This is a genomic window from Limnochorda sp. L945t, from assembly GCF_035593305.1.
GTDB lineage: Bacteria > Bacillota > Limnochordia > Limnochordales > Geochordaceae > Carboxydichorda > Carboxydichorda subterranea.
The window spans coordinates 130,081-155,704 of sequence record NZ_CP141615.1; the positions used below are offsets into that span (position 1 = coordinate 130,081).

The 25,624-nt window shown below is 69.0% G+C and carries 22 protein-coding genes; 6 read left to right on the forward strand and 16 right to left on the reverse strand.

Features of this window, described 5'->3' with window-relative positions:
- Positions 1-61: 61 nt before the first annotated feature.
- The 5 genes from U7230_RS00575 to U7230_RS00595 are packed head-to-tail and all read left to right on the forward strand — an operon-like array spanning position 62 to position 5,376.
- A complete protein-coding gene (locus U7230_RS00575) occupies positions 62-1,072 on the forward strand; it encodes an ABC transporter permease (RefSeq protein WP_324716818.1) in 1,011 nt (336 codons plus the stop codon).
- 3 nt (positions 1,073-1,075) lie between these two features.
- Positions 1,076-1,933: an ABC transporter permease gene (locus U7230_RS00580; RefSeq protein ID WP_324716819.1), complete on the forward strand. Its 858-nt coding sequence runs from the start codon at positions 1,076-1,078 to the stop codon at positions 1,931-1,933.
- Positions 1,930-2,961 (forward strand): ABC transporter ATP-binding protein, encoded by a 1,032-nt coding sequence (locus U7230_RS00585; RefSeq protein WP_324716820.1) that lies wholly within the window; start codon positions 1,930-1,932, stop codon positions 2,959-2,961. Before U7230_RS00580 ends, U7230_RS00585 begins: the two co-directional genes overlap by 4 nt.
- The gene (locus tag U7230_RS00590) at positions 2,945-3,754 is read left to right on the forward strand and encodes an ABC transporter ATP-binding protein (protein WP_324716821.1); all 810 of its coding nucleotides are present in this window, start codon (positions 2,945-2,947) and stop codon (positions 3,752-3,754) included. Before U7230_RS00585 ends, U7230_RS00590 begins: the two co-directional genes overlap by 17 nt.
- Positions 3,751-5,376, forward strand: a complete 1,626-nt coding sequence (locus tag U7230_RS00595; protein WP_324716822.1) for a glycoside hydrolase 5 family protein — start codon at positions 3,751-3,753, stop codon at positions 5,374-5,376. Before U7230_RS00590 ends, U7230_RS00595 begins: the two co-directional genes overlap by 4 nt.
- 71 nt (positions 5,377-5,447) lie before the next feature.
- Here the strand turns inward: U7230_RS00595 and U7230_RS00600 are convergent, their stop codons facing one another.
- The 13 genes from U7230_RS00600 to U7230_RS00660 form a co-directional block, all read right to left on the reverse strand.
- On the reverse strand, positions 5,448-5,840 hold the full coding sequence (locus tag U7230_RS00600; protein WP_324716823.1) for a RidA family protein: 393 nt from the start codon (positions 5,838-5,840) through the stop codon (positions 5,448-5,450).
- Between the two features lie 2 nt (positions 5,841-5,842).
- Positions 5,843-6,991 carry a PLP-dependent aminotransferase family protein gene (locus U7230_RS00605; RefSeq protein WP_324718148.1) on the reverse strand — a complete coding sequence of 383 codons (1,149 nt, stop codon included), beginning with the start codon at positions 6,989-6,991 and terminating at the stop codon, positions 5,843-5,845.
- 1 nt (position 6,992) lies between these two features.
- Positions 6,993-8,603, reverse strand: coding sequence for a xylulokinase (locus U7230_RS00610; protein WP_324716824.1), 1,611 nt, complete (start codon positions 8,601-8,603; stop codon positions 6,993-6,995).
- On the reverse strand, positions 8,588-9,670 hold the full coding sequence (locus U7230_RS00615) for a glutamate cyclase domain-containing protein (RefSeq protein WP_324716825.1): 1,083 nt from the start codon (positions 9,668-9,670) through the stop codon (positions 8,588-8,590). The genes U7230_RS00610 and U7230_RS00615 overlap by 16 nt, the downstream gene beginning before the upstream one ends.
- Positions 9,671-9,708: 38 nt before the next feature.
- Positions 9,709-10,617 carry an ABC transporter permease gene (locus U7230_RS00620; RefSeq protein ID WP_324716826.1) on the reverse strand — a complete coding sequence of 303 codons (909 nt, stop codon included), beginning with the start codon at positions 10,615-10,617 and terminating at the stop codon, positions 9,709-9,711.
- A 7-nt stretch (positions 10,618-10,624) separates the two neighbouring features.
- Positions 10,625-11,545, reverse strand: coding sequence for an ABC transporter permease (locus tag U7230_RS00625; RefSeq protein ID WP_324716827.1), 921 nt, complete (start codon positions 11,543-11,545; stop codon positions 10,625-10,627).
- A gap of 98 nt (positions 11,546-11,643) precedes the next feature.
- Entirely contained in the window at positions 11,644-13,272 is a 1,629-nt protein-coding gene (locus U7230_RS00630; protein WP_324716828.1) for an ABC transporter substrate-binding protein, read from the reverse strand.
- Positions 13,273-13,337: 65 nt separating this feature from the next.
- Complete coding sequence (locus tag U7230_RS00635; protein WP_324716829.1) at positions 13,338-14,195, reverse strand: MurR/RpiR family transcriptional regulator; 858 nt, start codon at positions 14,193-14,195, stop codon at positions 13,338-13,340.
- A 290-nt stretch (positions 14,196-14,485) separates the two neighbouring features.
- Positions 14,486-15,769 carry a Gfo/Idh/MocA family protein gene (locus U7230_RS00640; RefSeq protein WP_324716830.1) on the reverse strand — a complete coding sequence of 428 codons (1,284 nt, stop codon included), beginning with the start codon at positions 15,767-15,769 and terminating at the stop codon, positions 14,486-14,488.
- Between the two features lie 95 nt (positions 15,770-15,864).
- Positions 15,865-16,698, reverse strand: a complete 834-nt coding sequence (locus tag U7230_RS00645; RefSeq protein WP_324716831.1) for a carbohydrate ABC transporter permease — start codon at positions 16,696-16,698, stop codon at positions 15,865-15,867.
- Positions 16,695-17,543, reverse strand: coding sequence for a carbohydrate ABC transporter permease (locus U7230_RS00650; protein ID WP_324718149.1), 849 nt, complete (start codon positions 17,541-17,543; stop codon positions 16,695-16,697). Before U7230_RS00650 ends, U7230_RS00645 begins: the two co-directional genes overlap by 4 nt.
- Before the next feature lie 167 nt (positions 17,544-17,710).
- On the reverse strand, positions 17,711-18,970 hold the full coding sequence (locus U7230_RS00655; RefSeq protein WP_324716832.1) for an ABC transporter substrate-binding protein: 1,260 nt from the start codon (positions 18,968-18,970) through the stop codon (positions 17,711-17,713).
- A 172-nt stretch (positions 18,971-19,142) separates the two neighbouring features.
- The gene (locus U7230_RS00660; RefSeq protein ID WP_324716833.1) at positions 19,143-20,366 is read right to left on the reverse strand and encodes an ROK family transcriptional regulator; all 1,224 of its coding nucleotides are present in this window, start codon (positions 20,364-20,366) and stop codon (positions 19,143-19,145) included.
- Between the two features lie 435 nt (positions 20,367-20,801).
- Between U7230_RS00660 and U7230_RS00665 the strand changes: the two genes are divergently transcribed.
- The gene (locus tag U7230_RS00665) at positions 20,802-21,965 is read left to right on the forward strand and encodes a hypothetical protein (protein WP_324716834.1); all 1,164 of its coding nucleotides are present in this window, start codon (positions 20,802-20,804) and stop codon (positions 21,963-21,965) included.
- A 135-nt stretch (positions 21,966-22,100) separates the two neighbouring features.
- Here U7230_RS00665 and U7230_RS00670 read toward each other — a convergent pair whose 3' ends face one another.
- The 3 genes from U7230_RS00670 to U7230_RS00680 are packed head-to-tail and all read right to left on the reverse strand — an operon-like array spanning position 22,101 to position 25,620.
- The gene (locus U7230_RS00670; RefSeq protein ID WP_324716835.1) at positions 22,101-23,015 is read right to left on the reverse strand and encodes an aldo/keto reductase; all 915 of its coding nucleotides are present in this window, start codon (positions 23,013-23,015) and stop codon (positions 22,101-22,103) included.
- A complete protein-coding gene (locus U7230_RS00675; protein WP_324716836.1) occupies positions 23,009-24,829 on the reverse strand; it encodes an adenine deaminase C-terminal domain-containing protein in 1,821 nt (606 codons plus the stop codon). Before U7230_RS00675 ends, U7230_RS00670 begins: the two co-directional genes overlap by 7 nt.
- A complete protein-coding gene (locus tag U7230_RS00680) occupies positions 24,823-25,620 on the reverse strand; it encodes a nucleoside phosphorylase (RefSeq protein WP_324716837.1) in 798 nt (265 codons plus the stop codon). The genes U7230_RS00675 and U7230_RS00680 overlap by 7 nt, the downstream gene beginning before the upstream one ends.
- Between the last annotated feature and the right edge of the window lie 4 nt (positions 25,621-25,624).

Consider the following 25,624-nt stretch of genomic DNA (forward strand, 5'->3'; position numbering starts at 1 on the left):
GGACAGAGCCCTCCCGCTGCGCCCCGGCGGGCAGCCGTGACCGTCGAACGGGCGTAGGGGGTTGACGTACCTGCGGCGCTACATCGTGAGCAAGGCGTTGTGGTACGCGCTGGCATTCGTCGTAGCCATGGGGCTCAATTTCCTGCTGCCGCGGCTCATTCCCGGTAACCCCGTAGACGCGCTCATCGCCCAGTACCTGCGGAGCGGCGGGCAGGGCGAGGCGGCGAGCCGGGTCTACCAGGCATTCTTGCAGGAGTTCGGTCTCGACGAGCCCATGGGGCAGCAGTTCGTGACGTACGTGGGTAACGTCCTGCGGGGCAACCTGGGGACTTCCTTCTCCTTCTACCCGGCCAGGGTGACCGACCTCATCGCACAGGCGTTGCCCTGGACCGTGGCCCTGCAGTTGCCGGCCATCCTCATCGGATGGATCCTGGGCAACTTGCTCGGAGCCCTGGCCGCCTACAAGGGAGGCAAGTTCGACCGCACGCTCTTCGTGGGCGCACTGGCCGTCTCCAGCATCCCGTATTACGCCATGGCCATTCTCCTGTTGTACTTCCTCGCCGTGGTGGTGCCGGTCTTCCCGGTGGCGGGCGGGTACAGCTTCGGTTTGAGCCCGAACCTGTCCGTGGGATTCATCGTGGACCTGATCCAGCATTACACCCTGCCCTTCCTCTCCCTGGTGCTGATCGCCATCGGGGGGCAGGCCGTCGGGATGCGCTCCATGGCCATCTACGAGCTGGGTGCGGATTACGTCAACTACGCGTCCGGGATGGGAGTCAAGGAAAACACGATCCTGCGGTACGTCTTCCGCAACGCCATGCTGCCGCAGGTGACGGGCCTTGCCCTGTCGCTGGGCACCATGGTCGGGGGAGCGCTCATCACCGAGCTGGTCTTCTCGTATCCCGGCATCGGGTACCTGCTCTTCAACGCGATCTCCCTCAACGATTACCCGCTCATCCAGGGCGTGACGCTGTTCATCGCGACGGCGGTGCTGCTGGCCAACTTCCTGGTCGACCTGGCGTACGGCTTCATCGATCCGCGCATCCGGGCCGTTCAAATGGGGGAGCGATAGCAAGTGGCCGTTTCCGGGTCGGTGCGGCGGGCGTTTCGCTCGCAGCGGTTCATGGCGAGCCTCGTCCTGGTGCTGGCGGTACTTGCCTTTGCGCTGGCGGGGCCCGCGATCGCCGGGCGCGACCCCAACGCCATCGTGGGCATGCCGTTCGAGCCGCCGTCGGGCAGCGCTTTGCTCGGCACCGACAACTTCGGGAAAGACGAGCTGACGCTGCTCATGTACGGTACCCGGACGTCGCTCGAAATCGGGGCGATCGCCGGCATCATCGCCGTGGTCATCGGCACCGTGGTGGGGACGACGGCGGGCTATTACGGGGGCGTCACGGAGGAACTCCTGATGGGCGTGACCAACGTGCTCATCACGATTCCCTCCTTCATCGTCCTCATCCTGCTCTCGATTGCGCTGCAATCCCGATCCGTGCCCGTCATGGGCCTCATCATCGGCATCACGTCGTGGCCATGGACGGCCCGGGCGGTACGGGCGCAGGCGAGCAGCCTGCGGGCGCGAGAGCACGTGGACGTCGCCCGCCTTTCGGGGTCCGGCGGCGTCGAGATCATCGTACGGGAGATCATCCCCTACATGCTCTCCTATCTGGCCATGGCGTTCACGCTGCAGCTCGCCTCTGCCGTGCTGACGGAGGCGGCGCTCAGCATGCTGGGGTTGGGGCCGTCCAACACCATTTCCCTGGGCGTGTTGCTGCAATGGGCGCTGCTGTGGGAGGCGGTACGCCAGGGTGTCTGGTGGACCTTCGTGCCGCCGGTCTTTTTCCTGGCCGTCATTGCGTTCAGCCTGCAGCTGCTGAACGCCAGCCTCGACGAGATTTACAACCCGAGGCTCCGAAGGGAGGGCCGGGGCGCGTGAGCACGCTGCTCGAGGCCCGCCGGATCAGTGCGAGCTACCGGGTCGACAGCGACGGGCCGCGCATCCGGGCCGTCGATGACGTCTCGCTCACGCTGGAGGAGGGCGAGGCGCTCGGCGTCGCCGGCGAGTCCGGGTGCGGCAAGTCGACGCTCGCGAGCATCCTGTCGCTCAACGTCCACCCGCCGCTGCAGGTGACGGGGGGCCGGCTGCGGGTGGCAGGTCACGACATCCCGCTCGACGGCATCAACGGCGGCCGGGTGGCAACCGGGCTGCGGGGCAAGGTGGTGGCGCTGCTCCCCCAGGGCGCCATGAACGCGCTCAACCCCACGCTTCGGGTGCGGGATTTCGTCTACGACGTGCTGCGCTCGCACGTGGCGGGCATCACCCGCAAAGAGGCCATCGCCCGTGCCACCGAGCGTCTGGAGCGACTGGCGCTGCCGCCGAGGGTGCTGGACGCCTACCCGCACCAGCTGAGCGGCGGGATGCGCCAGCGGGTGGTGGCGGTGGTCTCGACGCTGCTCGACCCGGACGTGCTCATTGCCGACGAGCCGACCTCCGCCCTCGACGTGAGTTCGCAGCGGGCGTTGCTGGCGCTCCTGTCGCACCTGCTGGAGCAGCGCATCATCCGGGGCATTGTCTTCATCACGCACGAACTGCCGCTGCTCCGGTACATCGCCCATCGCATCGCCATCATGTACGCGGGGCAGCTCGTGGAGGTGGGGCCGGCGGAGGAGGTCCTCTTCCAGCCGGCGCACCCGTACACGAAGGTCCTCATGGAGGCCACCATCGTACTGGAGACCGGTACGCGGCGCCAGCGCATCCAGACGGTGGGAGGGGCCCCGCCCAATCTCGTTTCGCCACCCCCGGGGTGTCGCTTCCACCCGCGTTGCCCGGTGGCGATGGGCCGATGCTCACGGGAGGCGCCACCGGTGGTGGATGTGGGGGCGGGCCATTCGGCGGTTTGCTGGTGGGTCGCCGAGCAACGGGCAGGAGAGGCGGGCAGTATGAGCCATGCCGCCAGCAACTGACGCGGTACTGCTGGACGTCCGGCACCTGACCCGGATCTTCGGGCACGGGGCAAGAGAAGTCCGGGCGGTGGACGACGTATCGTTCACGCTGCGGCGGGGCGAGATCGCCTCGGTCGTGGGGGAGAGCGGCAGTGGCAAGTCCACGCTCGCGCGGGTGCTGCTACGGCTCATCCGGCCCACGGCGGGGAGGATCGTTTTCGCGGGGCAGGACGTCACGCGCCTCTCCCGCCCGGGAGAGTTGAGGGCGTACTGGCGGCAGGTCCAGGCGGTGTTCCAGGACCCCTTCTCATCGTTCAACCAGTTCTTCCCAGTGCGGCGGGTCCTGGAGCGGAGCCTGCGGCTGGAAGGCAGGCTGGAGGCCGGGGAGAGGGACCGGCGCGTGCGCTGGGCGCTCGAGCGAGTCGCGCTCAACCCCTCCGAGGTGATGGGCAAGTTCGCCCATGAGCTCAGCGGGGGAGAAAGGCAGCGGATCATGATCGCCAGGGCGCTGGTCGTGCGACCCAAGCTGCTCATCGCCGACGAGCCCACCACCATGGTGGATGCCTCCTCACGGGCGACCATCCTCAATTTGCTGCTCGACCTGAGAGACGAGTACGGGATGGCCATCTTGTTCATCACCCACGACGTGAGCCTGGCCAGCTACGTGAGCGACACGCTGCTGGTCATGCACCAGGGCAAGGTGGTAGAACAGGGCGAGGCAGGCCGGGTGACGGCCCACCCCCAACATCCGTATACGCGGCAGCTTTTCGCCGATGCGTTCAGCCTTTCCAAGGGGAGGTCCGTGGCAACGTGACAGGGCAGCGACTGGGTGTCAACTACTGGGCGAGCTACGCAGGCCCGGGGATGTGGCGGGACTTCCGGGAAGAGGCGATCGCCGCCGACCTGCGTGCGCTCAAAGAGGCGGGCATCGAGTACACCCGCAGTTTCCTCTTCTGGCCCGACTTCATGCCGGAGCCGGAGCGGGTAGAGCCGGCCATGCTGGAGCGGCTGGAGCGGTACATGCGCCTCAACGAACGGATCGGGCTGGGCGTCCACCTCACGTTCCTGGTGGGGCACATGAGCGGGCAGAACTGGCCGCCCCGCTGGATGGCCGACCCGAGCCGGCTGTACACGGACCCGGGGCTCTTGCTGGCGCAGGAGCGGTACCTGGCCACGGTCGTCGAGGCGGTCAAAGGGAGCCCGGCGCTCGAGGCGTACGTGCTCACCAACGAGGCCCCCATCTTCACGGGGCCGGCACCGGCAGAAGCGGTAGAAGCGTGGGCCTCCCGAATGGTGGGGCTGGTCAAGCGCCTGGATCCCCACCGCCCGGTGACGCTGGGCGACGGGGCCTGGTACGTGCTGGGGGATACGACGAGCGGGTTTCGGCCGACGTGCGCGCAGGACGTCATCGCCCCTCACCTGTACCTGGCCGAGACTCACCCCGACCGGCAGGTCGCCGCGTACGGGATGGCGATGGCCATGGCGCGTCGCTTCGCGACCCGTCTGGGCAAGGAGCTGTGGCTGGAGGAGTTTGGCGCCACCCACTCGGTTTTCGGGGAGGAGGAGGTGGCGGCCTGGGCCCGGCGGGTGGTCGTGGAAGCGCGCCTGCACCGTGCGAGCCGGGTCTGCTGGTGGTGCGGGTTCGACTTCCCGGACGCCATGCGGGAGACGGACCCTTACAGCCACCATGCGCTGGAGCTTTCGTTCGGCATGCTGCGGGCAGACCGCACAGCGCGGCCGGTGGCGAGGGCGTTGCGGGAGGCCATGGACGCGCCGCTGCCGCACCTGGAGCGGGCAGGGGTGCTGGTACCGTCGTACCTACACGAGGTGTACCCCTTCTCCGAGCGGCCGGCGGCGGTGATGCAGCGGGCGCTGCTCAACGCGTACGCGGCGCTGCGCAAACTGGGCTACCTGCCGGAGGCGGTGCTGGAAAGGGACCTGGCACCGGGCCAGGAGCAGGCGCTGCCGCCCCTCCTGGTGGTGCCGTCGGCCCAGAAGCTGCGGGCAGCGACCTGGGCGCGGCTCACGGAGCTGCCCGTGCGGGTGCTGTACAGCTACCTGCATGCGACGAGCGTGCGCTCCCACGAGGGCGGCTGGGTGGCGGCGGCCGATGCCCGGCGGTTTTTCGGCGGTGAGCCGCACAACCGCTTCAACCTCGCCGAACCGGCGCCCAGGGCGCTGGCCTGGGAGGGCGGGCAGCTGGAGCTCCCGCAGGGGCCAGATCCGTTTACTTCGACGCCTCTCGTGCTGGAGCCCCGAGAGGCCGAGGTCCGCGGGCGAGACGAGGCCGGGCGGCCTTTGTGGGTGCGGGTGGGACGGCGCGACATGCTGCTCTACCCGCTCGAGGCGTTGGCCGAGGATCCCGAGGTGGTGGCGACGTTTTACGCCGCGGTGCTCGGGCGAGAGGCTCGGCGGGGCGTGCAGAGCGGCGCGTAGACCCTCTCCACCCTCGGCCGGGCGGGCGGGGCCGGGCAGGCACGGAGCGTGGGGGAGCTGGGCGCCGGGCCCTACGGGTCCGGCGCCGCGACCGCCTCGATCTCGACAAGCGCCTGGGGCACGACCAGGCCGGTGACCACCGTGGTGCGGGCCGGGGGATCGGAGGGGAAGAAGCCACGGTACGCGGCGTTCATGGCTTCGAAGTCGCTCGCGCGGGCAAGGTACACGGTGACGCGGGCGACGTGCCGCAGGGAGAGCCCTGCCTCCTCGAGGGTTTGCTGGATGCGGCGCAGGCATGCCTCGGTCTGGCGGCCCGCATCGTCGGGCGAGTGCCGGATCACGTCCGCCGGGGGCGTGACGCCCGAGAGCCATACGAGGCCCCCCGCGCGTACGGCTCGGGAAAACGGCCGCCCGGGGGCCGGTACCAGGACCCGAGGACCTTGCTCGCGATCTTCGCCGGGCATGGTTACGAAGGCTCCTTTCCGCTGAGTGCGTCGACGACCCGCTGCACCACCGTATCGATCTGCTCGTCCTCCAGTGTACGGACGTCGAACAGCACGATCCCCGAGTCGACGTGGTGGTTGCGAGTCCGGATCGACGGGTTGCCTGCTTCCAGCTGCCGGACCAGGGCCCGGGCGTCCACCGGCGAGTGGCCCGGCTCGATGGTCAGGCGGACCCGGGGGATCGGCCGGGTCTCGTCGGATACGATGTCGACCCTGGCATGCGGCAGCCCGGCACCTGCCAGGGTCTCGGAAAGCGCACCGGCCAGGTGCCTGGCCCGGCGCTCCAGGAGTTGCGGCAACGCCGCCTCGCCGGCCGCTACGTACTCTTCGAGCGCCTGCAGCAGGCCCGCGATGGCCTCCTTGCCCACCTTCATGGGCCGGCAGATGCCGAGCTCCTGGAGGCGGCACGCTTCGACCAGGCTCGCCTTGCCGGCCACGAACCCGGACGTCGGGGCCCCCACGGCTTTCTGGCCGCTGTAGACGACCAGCGTGGCCCCGGCGGCCAGGTGTGCGCGCAGGTCCACCTCGGCCGCAGCATCGACGACGACCGGGATGCCCCGGGCCTGCGCCAGGTGGGCCACCGCTCTCAGGTCGAGCATGCTTTCCTGCTGGGCGTGGTGCGAGACCACGTGGAGCACCGCGGCGGTGCGGGGGCCAAGGGCCGAAGCCATCTGGTCAGGGCGGGTGCGGTTGACGGAGCCCACCTCCACCGGGATGGCGCCGGTCATGCGGACGAGCTGTACGATCTCCATCCCGAAGTCCACGGAGTGGCCCTTCTGGAGCACCACCTCGCGGCGTTCCAGCCCGTCGGTGTCGGGCAAGCGCCGTATCTTGCCGACGTCCGTGCCGGTGAGGCAGGCGGCCAGTGCAGCCACCAGCCCCGAGGCGGCACAGGAGGTGACCGTGGCGTCCTCGGCGCCGGTGAGGCGGGCGATGGCCCGGCCGGCCGCCCTTTGGAGTTGCGCCATGTCGACGTAGCGGCGCCCGGCCTCGGCCATGGCGGCCGCCACCGTAGGGCTCAGCGCCGAGCCGCCCAGGTAGGTCATCTTGCCTGCGGCGTTGATGACCCGGCCCAGGCCGAGCCGTTCGAAGGGATGCACGGAGGTGGCCATCTCAGGCAACGGTCGCGCTCCTCTCCTGGTAGAAACGGCGGAAAAGCGGGAGCAGGGTCTGCGTCAGTTCGCTGAACCGCTCGAAGAGCGCCGCGTAGGCGCCGGCACACGGGCCGGGTTCGACCACCTCGACCGGCGCCGGCACGAGCTGCCGAGCCGCATGGCGGGCGAGGGTCGCTTCGTCGAGCGACGAGCCTTCTCGCAAACGGGCTGCCAGACCAAGGACGGCGGCCCCCCGAACCGTCTCGAGTCCCGGGTCGGGTAGCCGGGTGATGGGTATCCCCAGCCCATCGGCCAGGATGCGGGCCGTGACGGGATGGATGCTGCCGCCGCCCGCCAGCGCGGCGAGGTGCGCACGCGCCCCGCTCTCCGCCAGCGCGCCGGTGACGGCCCGCAGAGCCATCACCACCCCCTCCACCGCGGAGCGGACGAGGTGGGCGTCGGTGTGGGCCGGGGTCAAACCCAGCCAGACCCCGCGGGCCGAAGGTTCCCATAGGGGGGTTCGTTCTCCCGACAGGTACGGAAGGAAAAGGAGCCCATCGGAGCCCGCCACCACCGAGGCCGCGTCGTCCATGGGCAGCGGCCGCCGGAGGACCGCAGCCCGGAGCCACTCGAGCACTCCCGCCGCGTTGGCCGTTGCACCGTTGGCGACCCACGCCAGCCCGCCTCCGGCTCCGGCCAGGAAGGGGTAGACGGTGAGGCGCGGAGCACGAGCCGGGCTGCTCAGGTCGAGCAGCGGCCGTGCGGTCACGGTGCGGACCACCCCGCTCGTGCCCAGGCTCACGGTCAGCTGCCCGGGCTGCACGAAGCCCGTTCCAAGACTCTGGGCGACCCCGTCCCCGGCACCGAGCACCACGGGCAACCCAGACGGGAGCCCGGTCGCCTCGTGCAGGCGAGCAGGAAGGCGTCCTGCCACCTCGGTCGCCGCGCGAATGGGCGGGAGCCACGACGGATCGACGCCGGCAAGGTCGCACAGCCGCTCGTCCCACGACCGCGACGCCATACCGAAAAGCCCGGTGGCCCCGGCGCACGAAGGATCCGTGGCGACCTCCCCGGTCAGGCGCCGGAAGAGCTCGTCTCTGGGCGAGAGCACCCACCTGGTCTCGCCGAGCGCCCGTCGAAAGGGCTCCGATGCGATCCCCGTGATCCGGCCTTCGGCCGCCTCCTTGAGCCACAGGAGCTTGGCCACGGGGTAGACGGGCGACGCATGGCATCCGGTAATGCGGTAAAACTCGGGCACGGCGGCATCCAGGAGGGAGGCCTGCGCCTGCGCCCGGCGGTCGTGCCATGGGATGGCAGGGTAGAGGTTGCGGCCGTCACGCCCGGTGAGGACGAGGCCTGCCATCTGGCCGGTGAGGGTGAGCGAGGCGAACTCGATCCGCCCGGATCGCCCGCCGGCCGCCGCCGCCACCCTGTGCAAGACGTCAACGGCCGCGTCCTCCCACTCGGAGGGATCCTGTTCTGCCCAGCCCGGCCGGGGGGAGCAGGTCGGGTACTCCTGGCGCGCCGAGGCCAGCACCCGCCCTCGAACGTCGAAGGCCGCTGCCCGGCAACCGCTCGTACCGAGATCCAGAGCAAGGAAGGCTTCGACGGCCGCTATTGCTTGGTCCACCCCTTCAACCCCTGCCGCACCGAGAAACGCATGAGATCCCAGATCGCCCGGTTGAGAGAGACCGGTGTGCCGTCGGACAGGGGGTCGACACGGGCGCTCAGCCCATCGATGGCCCCGGCGTAGGAGCAGCGCTCGATGATCCTCCCGACGTCGATGGCATCGAGCACGTCGGGTCGCCCTGCACGGGCCGCCAGCGCGGCGGCAAGGGCGAAGGCTCCCAGGTTGGAGATACTGGCGGCCACGACGAAGTCAACGGGGGTGCGGGCGGCGAAGGTCTCTCCTTGGGGAACGACCCGGGCGACCGTCTCGGCGATGTTGCCCATGCCGAGCTCGTTGCCCCCGTCACCGATGCCCACGGTCAGGACCCCTCGGGAGCGGGCCAGCGTGAACAGCTGATCGGCATCCGCCACCAGGTGGGGAGGGACCTCCCGCCCCGATACGTTGTGATAACGGCCGTCGGCCCCCTTGCCCGGCATCTCGACGGCCACGGCGAGCGCCGGGGCGGTGCGGGAGAGCAGCTGGTCGGCGGCATCCCGGGCGACGTCCGGGTCAGAGGGGAACGGCACCACCGCCGCCACGGAGGCGGAGGGAGGGCCAGGCTTGGAGGCGAGAGCCTGCTCCAGCGAACCGAGGATCAGCCCTGCCGCCCTCAGCGACGCCTGGACGTACGGCACCAGGGCCGGGGCGGTGATCACCACCGGTACGACTTCCCACGCCTCCTCGAGGACCCGCGCTAGGACGGCCACGCCGACCGGGCCGTCCGTCTCGGTCAGATCATCGAAGAGCCATGACCGTGACGGAAAGCCGGTGGCCAAGACCGCTCGCGCCCCCGCCGCGCGGGCGATGAGCCGCCGGGCGATGGCACCGGAGACGGCTTCCGTCAGGCTTGGAGGCCGGGATCGGCCTTCCACGGTGCCGCACGCTTGCGCTGCCGCCGCCTCGAAGAGGGGATCTACGACGCCTCGTGCGGTGAGGTCGGCCGCGATGAGGTGATCCATGACGCGAAACATGCTGGCAGGAAGCTCTGGGAGCTCGACGGCGTTTGCTTCCCTCGATGCCTCTGGCATCGGATTGCCTCCCATCGGTGAGGACGTTACCGGGCTGCTCAGAAGTGCAACCCCGTGGAGCGCGCGGGATCGAGATGGTCCCGCAGTGCGTCGCCCGCCATGTTGAGGGCGAAGACCAGCAGGGCGATGGCGAGGCCCGGGAAGACCATCATGTGGGGCGCCAGATGCACGAACCCGCGGGCCTGGCTCAGCATGGTGCCCCACTCCGGCGCGGGGGGCTGCACTCCCAACCCCAGGAAACCCAGGGCCGCCGAGAGCAGGACCGCCTGGCTGAGCTCCAACGTGATCTGCACGATGAGGGCCGGCGCTACGTTGGGCAAGAGGTAGCGCAGGACCATGCGGACGTCGGAGGCGCCCACGGCCTTCGCGGCCTCGAAGTACTCCATGCCCTTGACCTTCAGGGCGGCGGCACGGGCGATACGGGCCGGACCGGGGAGCGCTGCCGCCGCGATGGCCAGTGCGAGGCTCTTCTCCCCGACCCCCAGGATGGTCACGATCGCGATGGCGAGCACGATCGAGGGGAAGGTGAGGACGAGATCGGTCAACCCCATGAGCAGAGACTCGACCTTCGGGCCCAGGTAGGCCGATCCCAAGCCCAGGACGATACCCACCAGGGCTCCGATGGCGACGCCCATCGAAGGGATGAGCGTGGTAGGCCTCACGCCGTAGAGTAGACGGCTCAGAATGTCACGGCCGAGCTCGTCCGTGCCCAACCAATGCCCGGGCCCGGGAGGTTGGAGCGCGCTCGTCAGGTCCTGCCGGTCCGCGCCGTAGGGGGCGAGGAGCGGGGCGAGGAGCCCGAGCACCGTGAAGCCGGCCAGGATCACCAGGCCGGCCCACGCGCGCCAGTCGCCTGGCCGTTGCCGGGTAGCGCCCCGGCAACGGCCAGGTTGGAGCGTGGGCGCCACGGGTGCTGAATCGGTCGATAGACGTCCCGTGTCCACCATCGTGACCTCACCGGTATTGAATCCTCGGGTCGATACGGGCGTACGCCAGATCCACCAGGAGATTGACCACCAGGAAGGTGGCGACGTAGAGAATGGTCAGGGACTGGACCATCGCGTAGTCTCGAGCACCCGCAGCCGTGATGAGCATGAAGCCAACGCCCTGGTAGGAAAACAAGCTCTCCACCACGACGGAACCGCCCAGCAGATAGCCCACCTGCAGGCCGAGCAGCGTGACAATCGGGATCGAGGCGTTGCGGAGCGCGTGCTTGAGGACCACCGTAGCCGGGCGCAGGCCTTTTGCGACCGCCGTCCGCACGTACTCCTGGCCGAGGACTTCCAGCAAGGCCGAGCGGGCCGTTCGGGAAAAGAGCGCGACGAGCCGGGCAGCTACCGCTATCGAGGGGAGGACCAGGGTGGCCAGGGTGCCGGAGCCGCCTGCCGGCAGCCATTGCAGCCGGATGGCGAACCCACTCATCAGCAGCATCCCCAACCAGAAGTTGGGGATGCTCAACAAGGCGACGCTGAGCGTCGAGGCAAGGCGATCCAGCATCGAGCCCGGCCGCAGCGCGGAGACGATACCGGCCGGGATCCCCAGGACAAGGGCCGTCAGCAGCGAGCTTGCGGCCAGCGCCAGGGTCGCGGGCAGACTCTTGGCGATGGCGCCGGCGATGTCGCGACCGTACAGGGTGGACCGCCCCAAATCGAGGCGAGCCAGCCCCTCGAGGTAGGAGAGGTACTGCGCGGCCAGGGGCCGGTCAAGGCCCATCTCTGCCCGCACGCGGGCGACAGCCTCCTCGGATGCTCCGAGGCCGGCCACGAGGCGGGCCGGGTCCCCCGGCGCCAGGCGAAACGAGAAGAAGACGGCCGTCAGCACCAGCGCCAGCACTCCTACCGCCTGGGCGGCCCGCCTCAGTACGAAACGCATCATGCCGCGGGGTTGGCCTGCCCTCCTTTCCTCGGGGCGACACCCGAGTCGAGTGACCCGGGTACCGCCGTGCAAGCGGGGCCCTGCTCACCGCCGCATTTTCAACGCGACACTGCCCGCAGGTTGGTGAAGAGCGTGGGCAGCAGCGAGACGCCCCTGACGTCGCCGCGGACGGCGGTGATGCGGCGTTCGGCGTACAGCCAGATGTACGGGTTGTCTTCCATCAACGCCTTCTGCGCATCGCCGAGCACGCGTTCCCTCGCCTGGGGATCCATGGTCCGGTCTGCTTCGGCCAGAAGCTGGTCGACGCGGGCGCTGCGGTACCTGCCGATGTTCCACACCAGAGGAACGCCCTGGTCGTCGGGATTGGACTTGAACAGGCTCGATAGCGTGTAGCCCCCGTCACCGTTGGATGGGTTGAACGCCCAGATGAACATGTCGAACTTCACGTCCCTGGCCGGCACCTTGAGGTAGTCCCAGTACCCCGCCTTGTCCACTTTGAGGACGCGCACGTCCACTCCGACGGCCCGCAGCTGGTTGGCGACGGCCTGAACGACCTGGATGTCGTTAGGATAAGCCCCTTCGGCCGTGATGAGGGTGACCGACAGGGGTTCGCCGTTCTTTTCGACCAGCCCCGATCCGGACCGTATCCATCCGGCCTCCCGGAGCAGTTCGCGAGCCCGTTGGGGATCGTAAGGGTGGGCTCCGACGGCAAGATGCCCGGTCGCGTCGGGCGCCACCGGAGAATCGAGCACGTCCGCCTGCCCCAGGAAGATGGCCTTCACGATCCCGGCCTTGTCGACCGCGTAGTTGAACGCAAGGCGCACCTTCGGGTCTTTGAGGGCGGGGTGGAGAAAGCTGAAGCCAATGCCGACCGTCCGGAGGGTGGGCCGGGAAATCACGGTGATGCCACCGGTGGAGGAGAGCCGCACCGCATCCTGCGGGGTCACCGCCGTGATCACGTCGGCCTGGCCCGCCAGCAGGAGGCCGACCCGTGCAGAGTTGTCGGGAACGTACCGGAACGTGATTTCGTCGACGCCGGGTTTGGGTCCCCAATACTCATCGAAGCGCTCCACGACGACCGTGCTCCCGGGATCGAAACGGGCCAGCTTGAACGGGCCGGTGCCGACTGGATGCCGTTCGAACTCCTTACCGTACCGCTTGACGGCAGCAGGGCTGACCATGGAGGCCGAGCCGTGGGCCAGCGTGTTGAGGAGGGTGGGGAACGGGAACTTGGTCACGATCCGTACCGTGTAGCGATCCACGACGTCCACGGCCTGCAGCGGATCCCACAACGGCCGGTTGAGGGGGTTGAGCTGGGGATCCATGTACCGTTCGAGGTTGAACTTGACGGCCTGTGCGTCAAACTCGGTGCCGTCGTGGAACTTGACGCCCTTGCGGAGATGGAACGTCCACGTGCGCCCGTCGGCAGAAACGCTCCAGCCGGTGGCCAGCGAGGGGACGACGTGGAGCTGCTCGTCAAAGGCGACCAGGTTGTCGAACAGCACGAGCCCCACTTCGTAAGGGGACGGCGCGTTGATGTATCCGGCCAGCGGGTCGAGCTCGACGACGGGGACCTCCTGGGCAACGACCAGACTCGTGCGGGCCTGCGCAGTCAGCGCCGGACAGGCCGCGAAAAGGAGGAGCACGCTGGTGGCGAGCAGGGTGAGAGGCCAGGCGAGGGTACGGGTGGGACGTGTGGAACGGATCCATGCGTAAGGCGATGACAAGAGAGAAGCCTCCTTTCCGTGTGGGACCCGCGATCATCCTGCCCGGCCGGGTCCGAACCGGGCTATCAATAGCGCTTGTCGGCGTTCACCTCCCTGGCCCGCTCGATGTTGGCCAATGCTTGCTCGTAGCGCCGCAACGCGACGAGCACGAAGAGGGCGTCCAGGAGCGTGACCTGGGCCACCCGGGACGACATGGCCTCGGTACGGAAAGCCGTCTCCCGCGCCGACGTGAAGAGGCTGATGTCGGAGGCACGGGTGATGGGCGATCGGCCCAGGCTCGTCACGCAAATGGTGGTGGCGCCGCCGCGGCGGGCGAGCTCCAGGGCCTGGACGGTGGCCTTGGTGCTGCCCGAGTGGCTGATGCCGACGGCCACCGAGCCCGGACGCATCAACGACGCCTTCACGGCCTGCGCGTGGCTGTCGCTGAGGGCCTGGGTGAGCAGCCCGAGCTTGACGAAACGTTGAGCCGCATCGGCGGCGACGAAGGCGGCGCCCCCGACCCCGAAGAAGACCACCTCGGTGCTGCGATGAATGGCGTCCGCAGCTCGCTCCATCGCCCCCGGATCCATGACGTCGAGGGTCGCCTGGAGGGCCGCGATGGTGGAGGCAAAGACCTTCTGGGTGGCAGACGCGGGGTCATCGCCGGGGACCACGTCCTCGTGGATGCGGCGGGCCGGCTCCACGATCTCCTGGGCGATCCGGATTTTCAGGTCCTGGTACCCACGACAGCCGAGGCGGCGGCTCAGCCGTACCACGGTCGCCTCGCTCGCCTGGCTGCGGTCGGCCAGCTCCGTGATGGAGAGGCCGATGACGTCGGAGGCGTGCTGCAGGAGGTACTCCGCGACCCTCCGCTCCGCGGCGTTGAGCTGGGGCAGCAACCCCTCCAGGACGGCCAGGCTCTTCGGGACCGAGCGGACCTCCATGCCGGATCGCTCCTCTCTCTTCCCTTCGGCCAGGCCGAAGGAGGCCTTGAGAAGATTTTCACGTTATAGCGATCAAGCAGAAGGTAATCTTCACGCACCACCAGTGTGGGGTTCGCTCGGACCCGATGCAACAGCTACAGGAAGTGCTCGGCGGGAAAAGGCGGCGCGGATGAGTCATGTACCGCTTACAGGCAACTCGGACGCAAGGCTTCGCCCTCACGCAACCGCGTACATCGTGGCCGACGGGCTGCGGCCCGGATGGCCGGGCCGCAGCCCGGGGTTAGCCCTGCTCAGGGGGTCACGACCGTGCCCTGGAGACGGGATTGCTCGGCGGCAAAAGCCATGAAGTGGCTGTCGAGGGACTCCTGCAGCGACGTCAGGGCCTCTTCAGGCACCGCCCCGCTCTTGCGGGCCCGCAGCCGCCGGATGAAGGCCGCCATGAGGCCCTGGTCACCGCCGGCGTGCCGGCCGTTGCCGCCAAGGCGCATCACCTCGTGGACGGGGCCTGCAGCTCCGGTGGTCACGAAGCTCCGCACCTCGATCTCGCCCTTCTCGAGATGCCCCCGTATCTCGCCCCGGGTGCCCATCAGTTTCAGGGTACGCGTGTTTTCTTCGGTGAAGCCGCACATCGTGAAGGCCGCGGTGACGCCGCCCTCGAACTCGATGGCCACGACCTGGTGGTCGACGACGTCGTTGTCGCACCGGTACACGCATCGCCCGTAAGGGCCGGTCCGCAGTGCCTCGAGGCGGCCTTCGGGAGAGAAGTCCCTGGTGATCACCGACACCGGCCAGTCGTTGGAGTCGCGCATCTCTTGCACGTAGAAGCGCACCGCGTCGAAGGGGCAGCGGTCCGCTGCAGGGCACCCGTCCGTGCAGCGGGCGGGCGCCCCCGGCGGGGCGTTTTCGGGGCGGAAGTGCACCAGGGACCCGAAGGAGCTGATCTGCCTCCAGGGCCTTCCGACGAGCCATCGCAGCATGTCCATGTCGTGGCACGACTTGGCCAGGATCATGGGGCTGGACGTGGCCGTGTTGCGCCAGTTGCCGCGCACGAAGCTGTGCGCGAAGTGCCAGTACCCGACGTTCTCCGTGTACTGCACCGAGACGAGATCCCCGATGCGCCCGGCCTCGAGGAGCCGCTTGATCGTCGAGAAGAACGGGGTGTAGCGCAGCACGTGCGCGACCGTGACGCTGGCGCCGCTGCCCCGCTCTCGGGAGCGGCGTTCCGCCTCGGCCACGCGGCGAACCCCATCGGGCGTCGGGGCGATGGGCTTTTCGAGCAGGATGTCGTATCCGAGCTCGATCGCCCTCAGGGCCGGTTCCACGTGGAAGCGGTCCGGGGTGGCGATCACCACCGCGTCGGCGAGCCGCGGGTGCTCGAGGATCTCCTGCCAGGACGGGTAGCGGTGCTCTGGCGGGATGCCGTGGGCGTCTCCCAGGGCATCCCGCCTTGCGCGATCCGGATCGGCCACGGCCACCACCCTGGCCTCGTCCGGGTGTTCGAGCGCGTAGCGGGCGTAAACGTCGGCCCCACGGTTTCCGGCGCCGACGATGGCGAACGTCACGACATCCTCCACGACCCGAACCTCCCTTGAACGCTTTTGAACGCTTCGCTCGGGTGGGCGCTCACCCACCGGCGAAGCTCGCGATGGCCATCGGGACGACGTATGCGTTACGATTTCACAGCCCCTGCGGTCAGCCCGGAGACCAGGTAGCGCTGCACCAGGGCAAACGCGATGGCAGCCGGGACGACGGCGATCATCGAGGCTGCCATCAGGTGGTGCCAGAAGACGATGTTGTACCCCGAGAAGTCGTACAGCGCCAGCGGGATGGGGCGCAGTTCGCTCCGGGTGAGGAACGCCAGGGGAAACATGAGCTGGTTCCACCCCATGATGAAGGCGTAGATCGCCGCCGCCGCGAGCCCCGGGGCGGCGAGGGGCAGGATGACCTGGACCATCGCCCGGGCGCGGCTGCAGCCGTCGACCATGGCGGCCTCTTCGAGCTCCTTCGGGATCGAGGAGAAATAGCCGTGCAGCAACCAGATGACCATGGGGACGGCGAAGGCGGTGCTCGCGATGATGACGGAGGTCAGCGTGTTGAGCAGGTGATAGGCCCGCATGGCCTTGTAGAGCGGCACGATGAAGACCACGGGCGAGATCATCTGGGTGGCGAGCACCCCGAACATGAAGGCCGAGCTCCCGCGAAACTTGAACCGGTTGGCCCCGTACGCCGCAGGCGCTCCCAGGAGGACCGAGAGCAGGCTCGTGAAGACGGCGATGATGACGCTGTTGGTGAAGGCCCGCGAGTACTGGTACCGGCCGCCCCACACCTCGGCGTAGTTTTGCCACTGGGGGTTACTCGGGAACAGACGAGGGGGCCACGTGAACAGCTGGTCCATGCTCTTGAGGCTCGTGCCCAACATCACGACGACCGGGAGCAGCATGGCACCGAGGATGACGATGAGCGCGACGTGCTTGCCGATCAGGTCCAGCGCCCGGGATCTCATGCCGCGCTCCCCCCTCGCCGCAGCAGCCGCCAGTACCATATGCTGAAGGCCATGAGGATCAGGAAGATCAGCGACGAGTACGTCGACGCCGTCCCGACGTTGTACGTGGCGAACGCTTCCTTGTACGTGCGGATCACCAGGATTTCCGTGGCTCCCACGGGCCCTCCCTTGGTCATCGTCTGGATGATGTTGAAGGAGTTGAACGTCCAGACCACCGATAGATTGGTGGCGACGCCCAGGACGGGCGCGAGCAGCGGCAGCGTCACGTGGCGGAACTGCCGCCACCCGGTCGCGCCGTCGACCGCCGCCGCGTCATAGATGTCGGACGGAATGGACTGGAGCCCCGCCAGGAGCACCACCGCCATGAACGGTACCCCGAACCAGATGTCGACGACCATCAACGAGACGAGGGCAGCGGCAGGTGAACCCAGGAAGATGATGCGGTCGTGGATGGCGCCTGCCATCAGCAGCAGGTAGTTGAGATAGCCATGCTGGCTGTCGTACAGCCACTTCCACGCGACGGCCCCCACGACCTGAGGGGTGGCCCAGGGTACGAGCAACAGGACCCGGTAGATGGCGTTGCCCCGAAATGGATGCACGAGCAAGAGCGCCAGTACGAGCCCGATGATGGTCTTGCCTGCGACCGAGCCGACGGTCCACAGAATGGTGCGCCATAGCGACAGCCAGAAGGCCCGATCCGACAGAACCTGCACGTAGTTGGCCATCCCGACGAAGCGCGCGCCGTCCAGAGGCCGCACCAGTGACTCGGAAAAGAAGGAGCCCCACAAGGTCGTGGCCAGGGGATAGATGACCACCGCGGCCAGGAAGACCAACGCCGGAGCCACGAAAAGCAAGGCCGACCGCTCCTCCCGGGTCAACCCCCCGACCATCGTCTGCCTGAGGGAAACCGGATGTGTCTCAAACCCGCTTCGCATGCGCGTCCCCCATGGGCGGCCCGCCCGGGGGCGAGGCCCCCGGGCGAAACCGCCGAGCGTGCTGCTTACCCGCTTCGCTACTTCTTCTCCGCCGGCACCAGGCCCTTGGCCCGGAGCTCCTGAACGGCCTGTTTCACGGCTTGCTCCGGCGTCACCATGCCAAGGGTGGCCGACTGCACCATGTTGACGATGACCTCCTGGAACGGCTCCCACAACGCCGGCTGCGGCTGCGGGACTCCGTGCGGTGCCATGTCGATGAAGGTCTTGAAGAACGGGTTCTTGGTGAACTCGGGCCGCGTGGCCATGGTCGGTCCCTGCGGCACCAGCCCGCCGATGAGGTCCCTTTGCACCTGTTCCTCAGGGGAGGTGATGAAGTCGAGGAAGGTGAGGGCTGCCTTCAGGTTGCGGGTACCGGCCCAGATGCCCGTGCTGTCGGAGACCAGCTCGGTCGCGGTGCCGGCAGGCCCCGCCGGTACAGGGGCCGAAGCGTACGGGATCCGGTCGTTGTCCGGAGGCAGCCCGAGGGCGCGCCCGCCCCAGGGCCCGCTCACGAACATGGCGATCCGGCCGGCCGAGAACAGCTCCGGCAGTTGCTCCCGGTTGTACTCCAGCGGGTTGGGGACGATCTTGTCCTTGCGGTAGAAATCCACGTAGCGCTTCAACGCGGCCACGGCCTCGGGGCTGTCCAGCTGGAGCCGGCCTTGCTCGTCGAAGACGCGGCCGCCGTACGTGTACAGGATGGTGAAGTACTGGGAGAGGGTGCTGACGTGGTTGGCCCCGCCGATGCCCAACCCGTACATGCCCGGGTGCTCGCTCTGGATTTTCTTCGAGATCGTCACGACCTCATCCCAGGTCTTGGGCGGATTCTTGATCAGGTCGGTACGGTAGATCAGCGCCTGGGTACTGTAGGCGCGGGGCAGGGCGTAGAGCTTGCCCTTGTAAGTCACCGTCTTGACCAGCCCCGGGTAGTAGAGGCTCATCTTTTCTTTGCCGAAGTACTGGTCGAGGGGCATCAGGGCGCCCATCTCGGCGAACTCGGGAATCCAGCGGGAGCCCATCTGGATGAGGTCGGGGCCATCCCCGGCCATCACCATGTTGACGATGCGGTCGTGGGCCAGATCCCAGGGCACGTCGATGACCTCGACCTTGATCTCCGGATGGACCTTGGCAAAGCGCTCGATCTGGCTCTTCCAGGTTTGCTGGGAGACGGGTTGCTCGCCCCCGGGGTACAGCCAGCGGATGGTGGTGACCTCGGCCGCCGCCACGGTGGCCAAGCTTGCGACGATCAACACCGAAAGGGCCATGACCCACGCCGAACGTAGCCAGGTGCCTCGCATGTCGCTCCTCCTCACCGGTTATTGCTGTCGCGTCACACCCATCGACTCGTGCTCCGTCACTTCCGGCACGCACCAAGCCCTCCCTGATGCTCCGACGTTCCCGCTCCCGCCGGTCCCCCCTCTCTGCCGCCGGCGACAGGCCGACCGCCGCGCCGGCGCATGGCGCTGCCCCTCAATCGCCGGCCAGCATGCGATCCACGGCCAGGTAGGCCGCTCCCCGCATTCCGCTGTCCTCACCGAGGGCCGCCTCGACGATCTTGCGGTGCTCGGCCCCGGGGTCGAACGCCCCCTCCCTCACCCGTTGGGTTAGGAGCGTCATCCCCCATGGCCCCAAGAGCTTCATCAGATGCCCGGCCACTATCACCAGCTCGGGGTCGAAGAGGGTCACCAGGTTGGCCACGGCCGTCCCGAGGTAGTCCATCGCGTCCTCGAAGATCCGCCGGATCCCCGCGTCCGCGGCAGCCAGGGCCCACAGCTCCTCCACCTGGCGGCGCACGTAGTGGAACCCTTCGGTAGGGCTTTCCACGAACGGCCTGCGCCTTCGCTGCAGCCGCAGCAGGTGCGCGCTGCGTGAGACGATGGCGTTTTCACTGCCGTAAACCTCCAGGCAGCCGCGTTTACCGCAGGGACAGGCGAGCCCGTGGCGCTCGACCGTGACGTGCCCGAGCTCCCCGGCGCTTCCCCTGGCTCCGGCGAACGGCCTGCCCTGCTGGACGATGCCCGCACCGATCCCGGAAGGCTCGACGGCCACCAATACCAGGTGGTCCACGCCTCGCCCCACGCCATAGCGGTGCTCCGCCAGGGCACGGGCGTCCATGTCGTTGACCAGCCAGACCGGCACCCCCAGCTCCTCGGAGAGCGGCTCGGCGACGGGGGCCTGGCGCAGCCCCAGCCCGGCCGAGAGCACCACGACTCCACGATGCACCACCCCGCTCACGGAGACGGAGGCGGCGAGAAGAGGCCCGGCGGAGCCCCGATCGGCCTCGGCCGCCATCCGCAACATGCGCTGGATGAGGGCATGCAGGCCGAGCGTGCCCGTGGGCAGCGGCTGTTCGGTCGCGTTGAGGACGCTGCCGTCCCCGGCCACCACCGCCAGGCGCAACAGGCCGGCCACCACCTCGAAGCTGAGCACGCTCCAGGCGCCCGGGGCGATGCCCAGATGGTGAGCGGGCCGCCCCAGCCCTCGTGGAGCGGCAAGGGACTCCTGCACCAGCCCGGCCTCGATCAACGTGCGCACCAGCAGGGAGACCGCAGCCTGCGATTGCCCGGTGAGGCGGGCGATCTCCGCACGGGTGAGCCGGCCGCGGCGGTGAAGGAGGGCCAGCACCTCCCGAGCTCTCGGCTCGGCCATGGCCACAGGCAGGCGCCGGGCCAGGGAGGCTTCACCGGCCTGCATGGACATGGCGAGTACCCGGGGGAAGCGACAAGCCGCCTATTTGTTTACTATGTGAAAGAACTGTCCCCGGCGTTTGCCGCGGGCAAACGCAGCGAGGACAATGTCGGAGCGCGAGAGAAGGTCTTCGGGAACCCTTTCGCTTGCTCATGATCTCCATTCCTTGCTGCGGGTTGCCCGCCGATCGCCGGCAGCTGATGGGTCAATCTTTCCATGCGTGATGGAAATCTCCTGCTGCAACGCACGTGCATCGGTTGCATGCAATGAGGCGTGCCGCCAGGACGCGGCATGAAATGCCAGCCGTGCCAGCAAGTTGCGGCCACTGCGAAGCGCTGGCCACCGTCGCAAACCCCCGTTGCCCCGACGAACCCCTCGGGTGGTGGATCCACTTCCTGCGCTCCTGCCGGCGGTATCACCTCAGGGAGGATGATGGCCTGCATGTCTGCGGCAACGAACGGCGCACGGGCGCGCTCGCTCGGCGGGTGGCTACGCGGCGCGGTGCTCGGCCTGGCCGGCGTTTTGAGCCTGGGCGGCTGCGTGCGCGCCGAGCCCCGAGTCGCCTTCTGGGTACAGCCGATGTACGCTGCGTTCGGCGGAGCCCGGCTTCACGCGGTGGACGAGGTCCTGACGAGCTCCACCACGGATCCGGCAGGTCACGAGCAGTATTCCGCGAGCGTGCGTTCCCATTGGCTGGAGCCCCGGGCGGGGTTGGTCCCGGCCATCGGGATTTCGGTCGGCGTGGGCCGGGGCTGGGGGGTGGCGGCGCAGGCCCGGTTGGCTTCCTCCGGACATGCGCTGAGCGGCCACCTCGAAGCTCTGCCACCCAGCAACGGCACGATTTACGAAAACGGCGTGGTCCTGTGGGGAGGCAACTACGAGCTACCCGACGAGCGGCAGTTTCGAGCACCGGACGACGAGCATCCCAGCGGCTGGGCACCGATCGACTGGAAGGCCGACTCGGGGGTATCCGTAGGCCTCGGCAAGGTGGGGGCGTACGGCGTCGTCTATCGCAGCAGCACGTTGGGCGTGAGCGTGGACGGCGGGCTGAACGTCTTTTACCTCGACCATCGGCTGGACCGCCAGGTGGCGATGACGGCGCAGGTGACAGCCGACCTCGACAAGGACGGCACCGATGACCGGGGTGAAGATCGCATCACGATGGTGGAGAGCGCTCGGTCCAGGGGCACGGTCCTGGGGCCGGGCGTCGGAGTGCGCGTCGTGGGCGACCTCGGGCCTTTCCAGGCAGAGCTCGGCGCAAGCCACGGGTGGGCTACGGGCGCGTTTCGCACCGAGTCGCTCTTCCGCAGGACGGATGACGTCAGGACCGACCTGGGCAAGGATGGAACGTGGGACGAAAGTCGCCGGTCCGTCGAAGAGGCGCCGTTCGCCCAGGAGGTCAGCGCGACGGTGCCGGTGACCCAGGTACGGGCCATCCTCAGCTATCCCATCGGGCCCCTGCGGATCGGGGGTGGGGCGTTCTACGCGTTGTACCGGGGCGTACCGGTTTCCCCGGACTTCAGCTACCGGGACATGACGTTCAAGGAGCGCCGGCAGGACGTCTCCGTGTCCGGGGTAGGGCTGTACCTGCAGGCGTCTTTCTGATGGGACCCGAGCAGGCCGGGGCAGGCCGGAGCCGGCCGCCGGCCACCGGGCCATGCGGGCCGAAATGGAGCTGCCGCCTCCCGATCCGAAGGGGCGGCAGCGCGTCACTCGTGGAAGTGGCCGAAGGGGACCTCGTCAGCGTTTGCGCGACGGCGCCAGGTGCGGCAGGGAGCCCGGCTCCGGCGGTGCGGGGAAGGCCTCGTCGATGGCCTTCCAGTCTTCCTCACTGAGGCGCCAGCCCAGGGCTCCCGCGTTTTCTCGCACGTGCTCGACTCGGGCGGCCTTGGGGATGGCGATGACGCTCGGACGGGCGACCAGCCAGTTGAGGGCAACCTGCACGGGGGTCTTACCGTACTTGCGCCCGATCTCGGCCAGCAGGCGCCCTCCGGGAGTGTCCGGCCCCGGGAACTCGCCCATCCGCCCCAGGGGCGCGTACGCCATCACCGTCACCCGATGCGCCTCGCAGTACGGCAAGAGCTCCGCCTCGATGCCGCGCTGGCGCAGGTGGTAGAGTACCTGATCGGCGACCAGGGGGATGTCGCCCAGCGCCTCCTGGGCCTCCTGCACCTGGCGGGCGTCGAAGTTGCTCACCCCCACGAACCGGACGAGCCCGTCCCGTACCAGGGTGGCCATGGCCCGCATGGTCTCCCGGACGGGGAACTCGCTGGGCCAGTGCTGCAGGTAAAGATCGATCCGGTCGACGCGCAGCCTCGCCAGGCTTCTCCGGGCGGCTTGTAGGGTCCCTTCGTACGAAGCGTTGGTGGGCCACACCTTCGTCACCAGGAAGACCCGGCCTCGCACGTCCCGGATGGCCTCTCCGACCAGTTGCTCGGCCCGGCCGCCCGCGTACATCTCCGCCGTGTCGATGAGGGTCATGCCGAGCTCGATGCCAAGGCGCAGCGCCTCGATTTCCTGGCGGTCCCGCCGGGCGTCGCCCTCCCCCATGCGGTACGTCCCCTGGCCGATCGGGGGGACGCGAACCCCCGTGGCACCCATGACATGGCTTTCCTGCACGACCATCCCCCCGTCCTGCTCCGCTGCGGTCAGCAATCGCCGGGCCCTGCCGTGCTCAGGGAGATGACCGGGTCGAGTACCCGGTGCCCTTCCACGTCCACGATGCCGAGGTCGGAGATCTTGAAGGCGGGGCTCACCGAAAGAGGCAGGATGGTGAGCAGCAGGACCGGGTTGCGGTGACGCATCCCGAGACGCCGAAGGGCCGTCTCCAGCCGGTCCAACCTCTCCGCGACCGTGGATGGCGGATCGTCGGAGATCAGCCCTGCCACCGGGAGAGCGAGGGCCTCGGTGTGGCGCTTGCCGCCCTCCGTCCAGCTGACCGCCATCCCGCCGCCCATCTCCAGCACGGCCCGCAGGGCGCAGGCCATGTCGTGGGGCGACGTGCCGACCACGAACAGGTTGTGCACGTCGTGGGCGAAGCTGCTGGCGAACGCTCCGCCCCGCAGCCCCAGGCCTGCCACGAAACTCAGGACGGGCGGCTGCCCCGGGACCTCGCCGGGCGAGGAGAGGGATGGCAGGTCGCGCCGGGCTATCACCGTCGCCGCGCACAGGTCCGGGAGTTGGGCGCTCTCCTCCGACGGCGCCGGAAACCCGTCCTCGAGCACGACCTGGCGTCTTTCGAGGGTGGTAAAGGTGTGCACCTCGTTGACCCGGACCACACGTACTTCGGCCGTGCAGCGGGACCCGGGCGTCCCCGGCACCCGGAACAGTGACGGCACGGGCCACCGGTCCGAGACGGGCCTCAGAGCGGTGCGCCGGGCCAGCTCCTCGGGCAACGGCCCGGACGGCGCCTGGAAGAGTGCCCGCCCTTCTTCGGCGGCCAGGGCGCCCGCCGCGTACACCCGGTGAGGCGGGAAATGGGCGACCTCCTCCGCGATGAGGAAGTCCGCCCGGTATCCCGGCGCAATCAAGCCCCGGTCTCGCATGCCCAGGTAGGCCGCCGGGCGCAGCGACGCCGAGGCAACGGCGTCGAGAGGCGGCCAGCCGAGCGCGACGGCTCTTTCCACGATCCGGCTCAGGTGCCCCGACTTCAGCCGGTTGGGCAGCATGTCGTCGGTCACCAGCAGCACCCGGGAGCGGTCGGGGAGATCGCGCACGAAAGCCACGGTCTCCGGGGTGAGCGACTTTTCCTGCAGCATCACGACCATGCCCTTGGAAAGCTTCTCCGCGATCGTCCGGGGCGTCGCCAGCGTGTGGTCGGAGCGGATGCCCCAGGCGGCGTACCGGGACAGCGGCATGCCTTCGAGGGTCGGCACGTGCCCTTCCAGGCTGAGCCCGGCCGCGGCTCCTGCCCGGACCACGGCGACCGGCCTCGGCTCTTCCCGCAGCAGGCCCTGGTAATCCATCATCTCCCCGAGCGCCAGGACGCCTTCCTCGCCCGCCAGCGCCCGCACGTCGTCCGGGCCCAGCTCGGCGTTGGCCGTCTCGAGGCCCGAGGTCGTGGGCGGGACACAGCTCGGGACGGCGGTCCGCACGTCGAGCGGCAGACCCCGGCTCGCCCGGATCATCCACCGCACGCCGTCCGCTCCGAGAACGTTGGCCATCTCGTGGGGGTCCTGCAGCACGGCCAGCGTGCCCCAGGGCACCACTGCCTCCGCGAAGCGCCCGGGGGTGAGCAGGCTGCTCTCGACGTGCATGTGGGCGTCGACGAGCCCGGGTTGTACCACCGCCCCGCCCGCGTCGACGACCTCTCGGGCGGCCGCCCGGATCTCCCGCGGGAGCGGGCCCTCCTCGACGTACACGAAGCGACCGGCCCGCACTCCGAGCCACCCGAGGAAGATACGCTGGAGCACGACGTCGGCGATGCGGGCCTCCGCGACGACCAGGTCCAGGGGAGGCTCACTCACCACGGCTCACTCCCTTGTGCGAGGTCGTCCACCGCCGCCAGAGCCACGTCGATCATCTGCGCCTCGGCCTGCCGGAACAAGCGCTCCCTTTCGGCGGCGGGGGGCTGGCGTTCGAGCAAGATGTTGGAATCCGTGGCGAGGATGGCGCCTACCCGTACCCCGCGCACGGCGCCCACCACGAAGAGCGTCGCACACTCCTGTTCCGAGGCCACGACGCCGGCTTCGGTCAACTGCCGGTTGAGCCCTGGGTCCTGCCGGTAGAAAGCGTCCCGGCTGAAGACGATACCGTGGTGGAACGCGTATCCGAGCCGGCGGGCGGCCCGGGCCAGAGCCAGCGTGATCCCCAGGTCGGCCACCGCCGGGAACTCGGGCGGCACGTAAGCCCTCGAGGTCCCGTCTGCCCGGTAGGCGGCCGTCGCGATCACCAGCGACCCGAGGGCGACGCCGGGCTGGCGCCCCCCTGCGGACCCGACCCGGATGAAGCAGGTGCCGCCCACTCGCGCCAGTTCCTCCAGGGCGATGGAGGCAGAGGGGCCGCCGATTCCCGTGGAACAGACGCTGACGGGCGTACCCGCTCGCGTACGGCCGGTGTAGACGACGAACTCCCGGTTTTGGGCGACGAGCCGGGCCTCGGGGAGTCCGGCAGCGATACGCTGAGCCCTGCCGGGGTCTCCCGGGAGCAGCACGTGAGGGGCCACGTCACCCGGCACGCAGCGGACGTGCCGCTGCGGCTCCACTTGGGGCTGCAGCCCGGTTGTCTCTCCCGGTGTCTGAGAAAAATCCTGCCGTGCCACGCGC

What these genes read in the sequence shown, in the direction of transcription:
- U7230_RS00590 (WP_324716821.1), top strand. Translation starts at nt 2,945, where the DNA reads ATGCCGCCAGCAACTGACGCGGTACTGCTGGACGTCCGGCACCTGACC.
- U7230_RS00600 (WP_324716823.1), bottom strand. Translation starts at nt 5,840, where the DNA reads ATGCCCGGCGAAGATCGCGAGCAAGGTCCTCGGGTCCTGGTACCGGCC.
- U7230_RS00605 (WP_324718148.1), bottom strand. Translation starts at nt 6,991, where the DNA reads ATGGCCACCTCCGTGCATCCCTTCGAACGGCTCGGCCTGGGCCGGGTC.
- U7230_RS00615 (WP_324716825.1), bottom strand. Translation starts at nt 9,670, where the DNA reads ATGCCAGAGGCATCGAGGGAAGCAAACGCCGTCGAGCTCCCAGAGCTT.
- U7230_RS00620 (WP_324716826.1), bottom strand. Translation starts at nt 10,617, where the DNA reads ATGGTGGACACGGGACGTCTATCGACCGATTCAGCACCCGTGGCGCCC.
- U7230_RS00625 (WP_324716827.1), bottom strand. Translation starts at nt 11,545, where the DNA reads ATGATGCGTTTCGTACTGAGGCGGGCCGCCCAGGCGGTAGGAGTGCTG.
- U7230_RS00635 (WP_324716829.1), bottom strand. Translation starts at nt 14,195, where the DNA reads ATGGAGGTCCGCTCGGTCCCGAAGAGCCTGGCCGTCCTGGAGGGGTTG.
- U7230_RS00645 (WP_324716831.1), bottom strand. Translation starts at nt 16,698, where the DNA reads ATGAGATCCCGGGCGCTGGACCTGATCGGCAAGCACGTCGCGCTCATC.
- U7230_RS00655 (WP_324716832.1), bottom strand. Translation starts at nt 18,970, where the DNA reads ATGCGAGGCACCTGGCTACGTTCGGCGTGGGTCATGGCCCTTTCGGTG.
- U7230_RS00660 (WP_324716833.1), bottom strand. Translation starts at nt 20,366, where the DNA reads ATGCAGGCCGGTGAAGCCTCCCTGGCCCGGCGCCTGCCTGTGGCCATG.
- U7230_RS00665 (WP_324716834.1), top strand. Translation starts at nt 20,802, where the DNA reads ATGTCTGCGGCAACGAACGGCGCACGGGCGCGCTCGCTCGGCGGGTGG.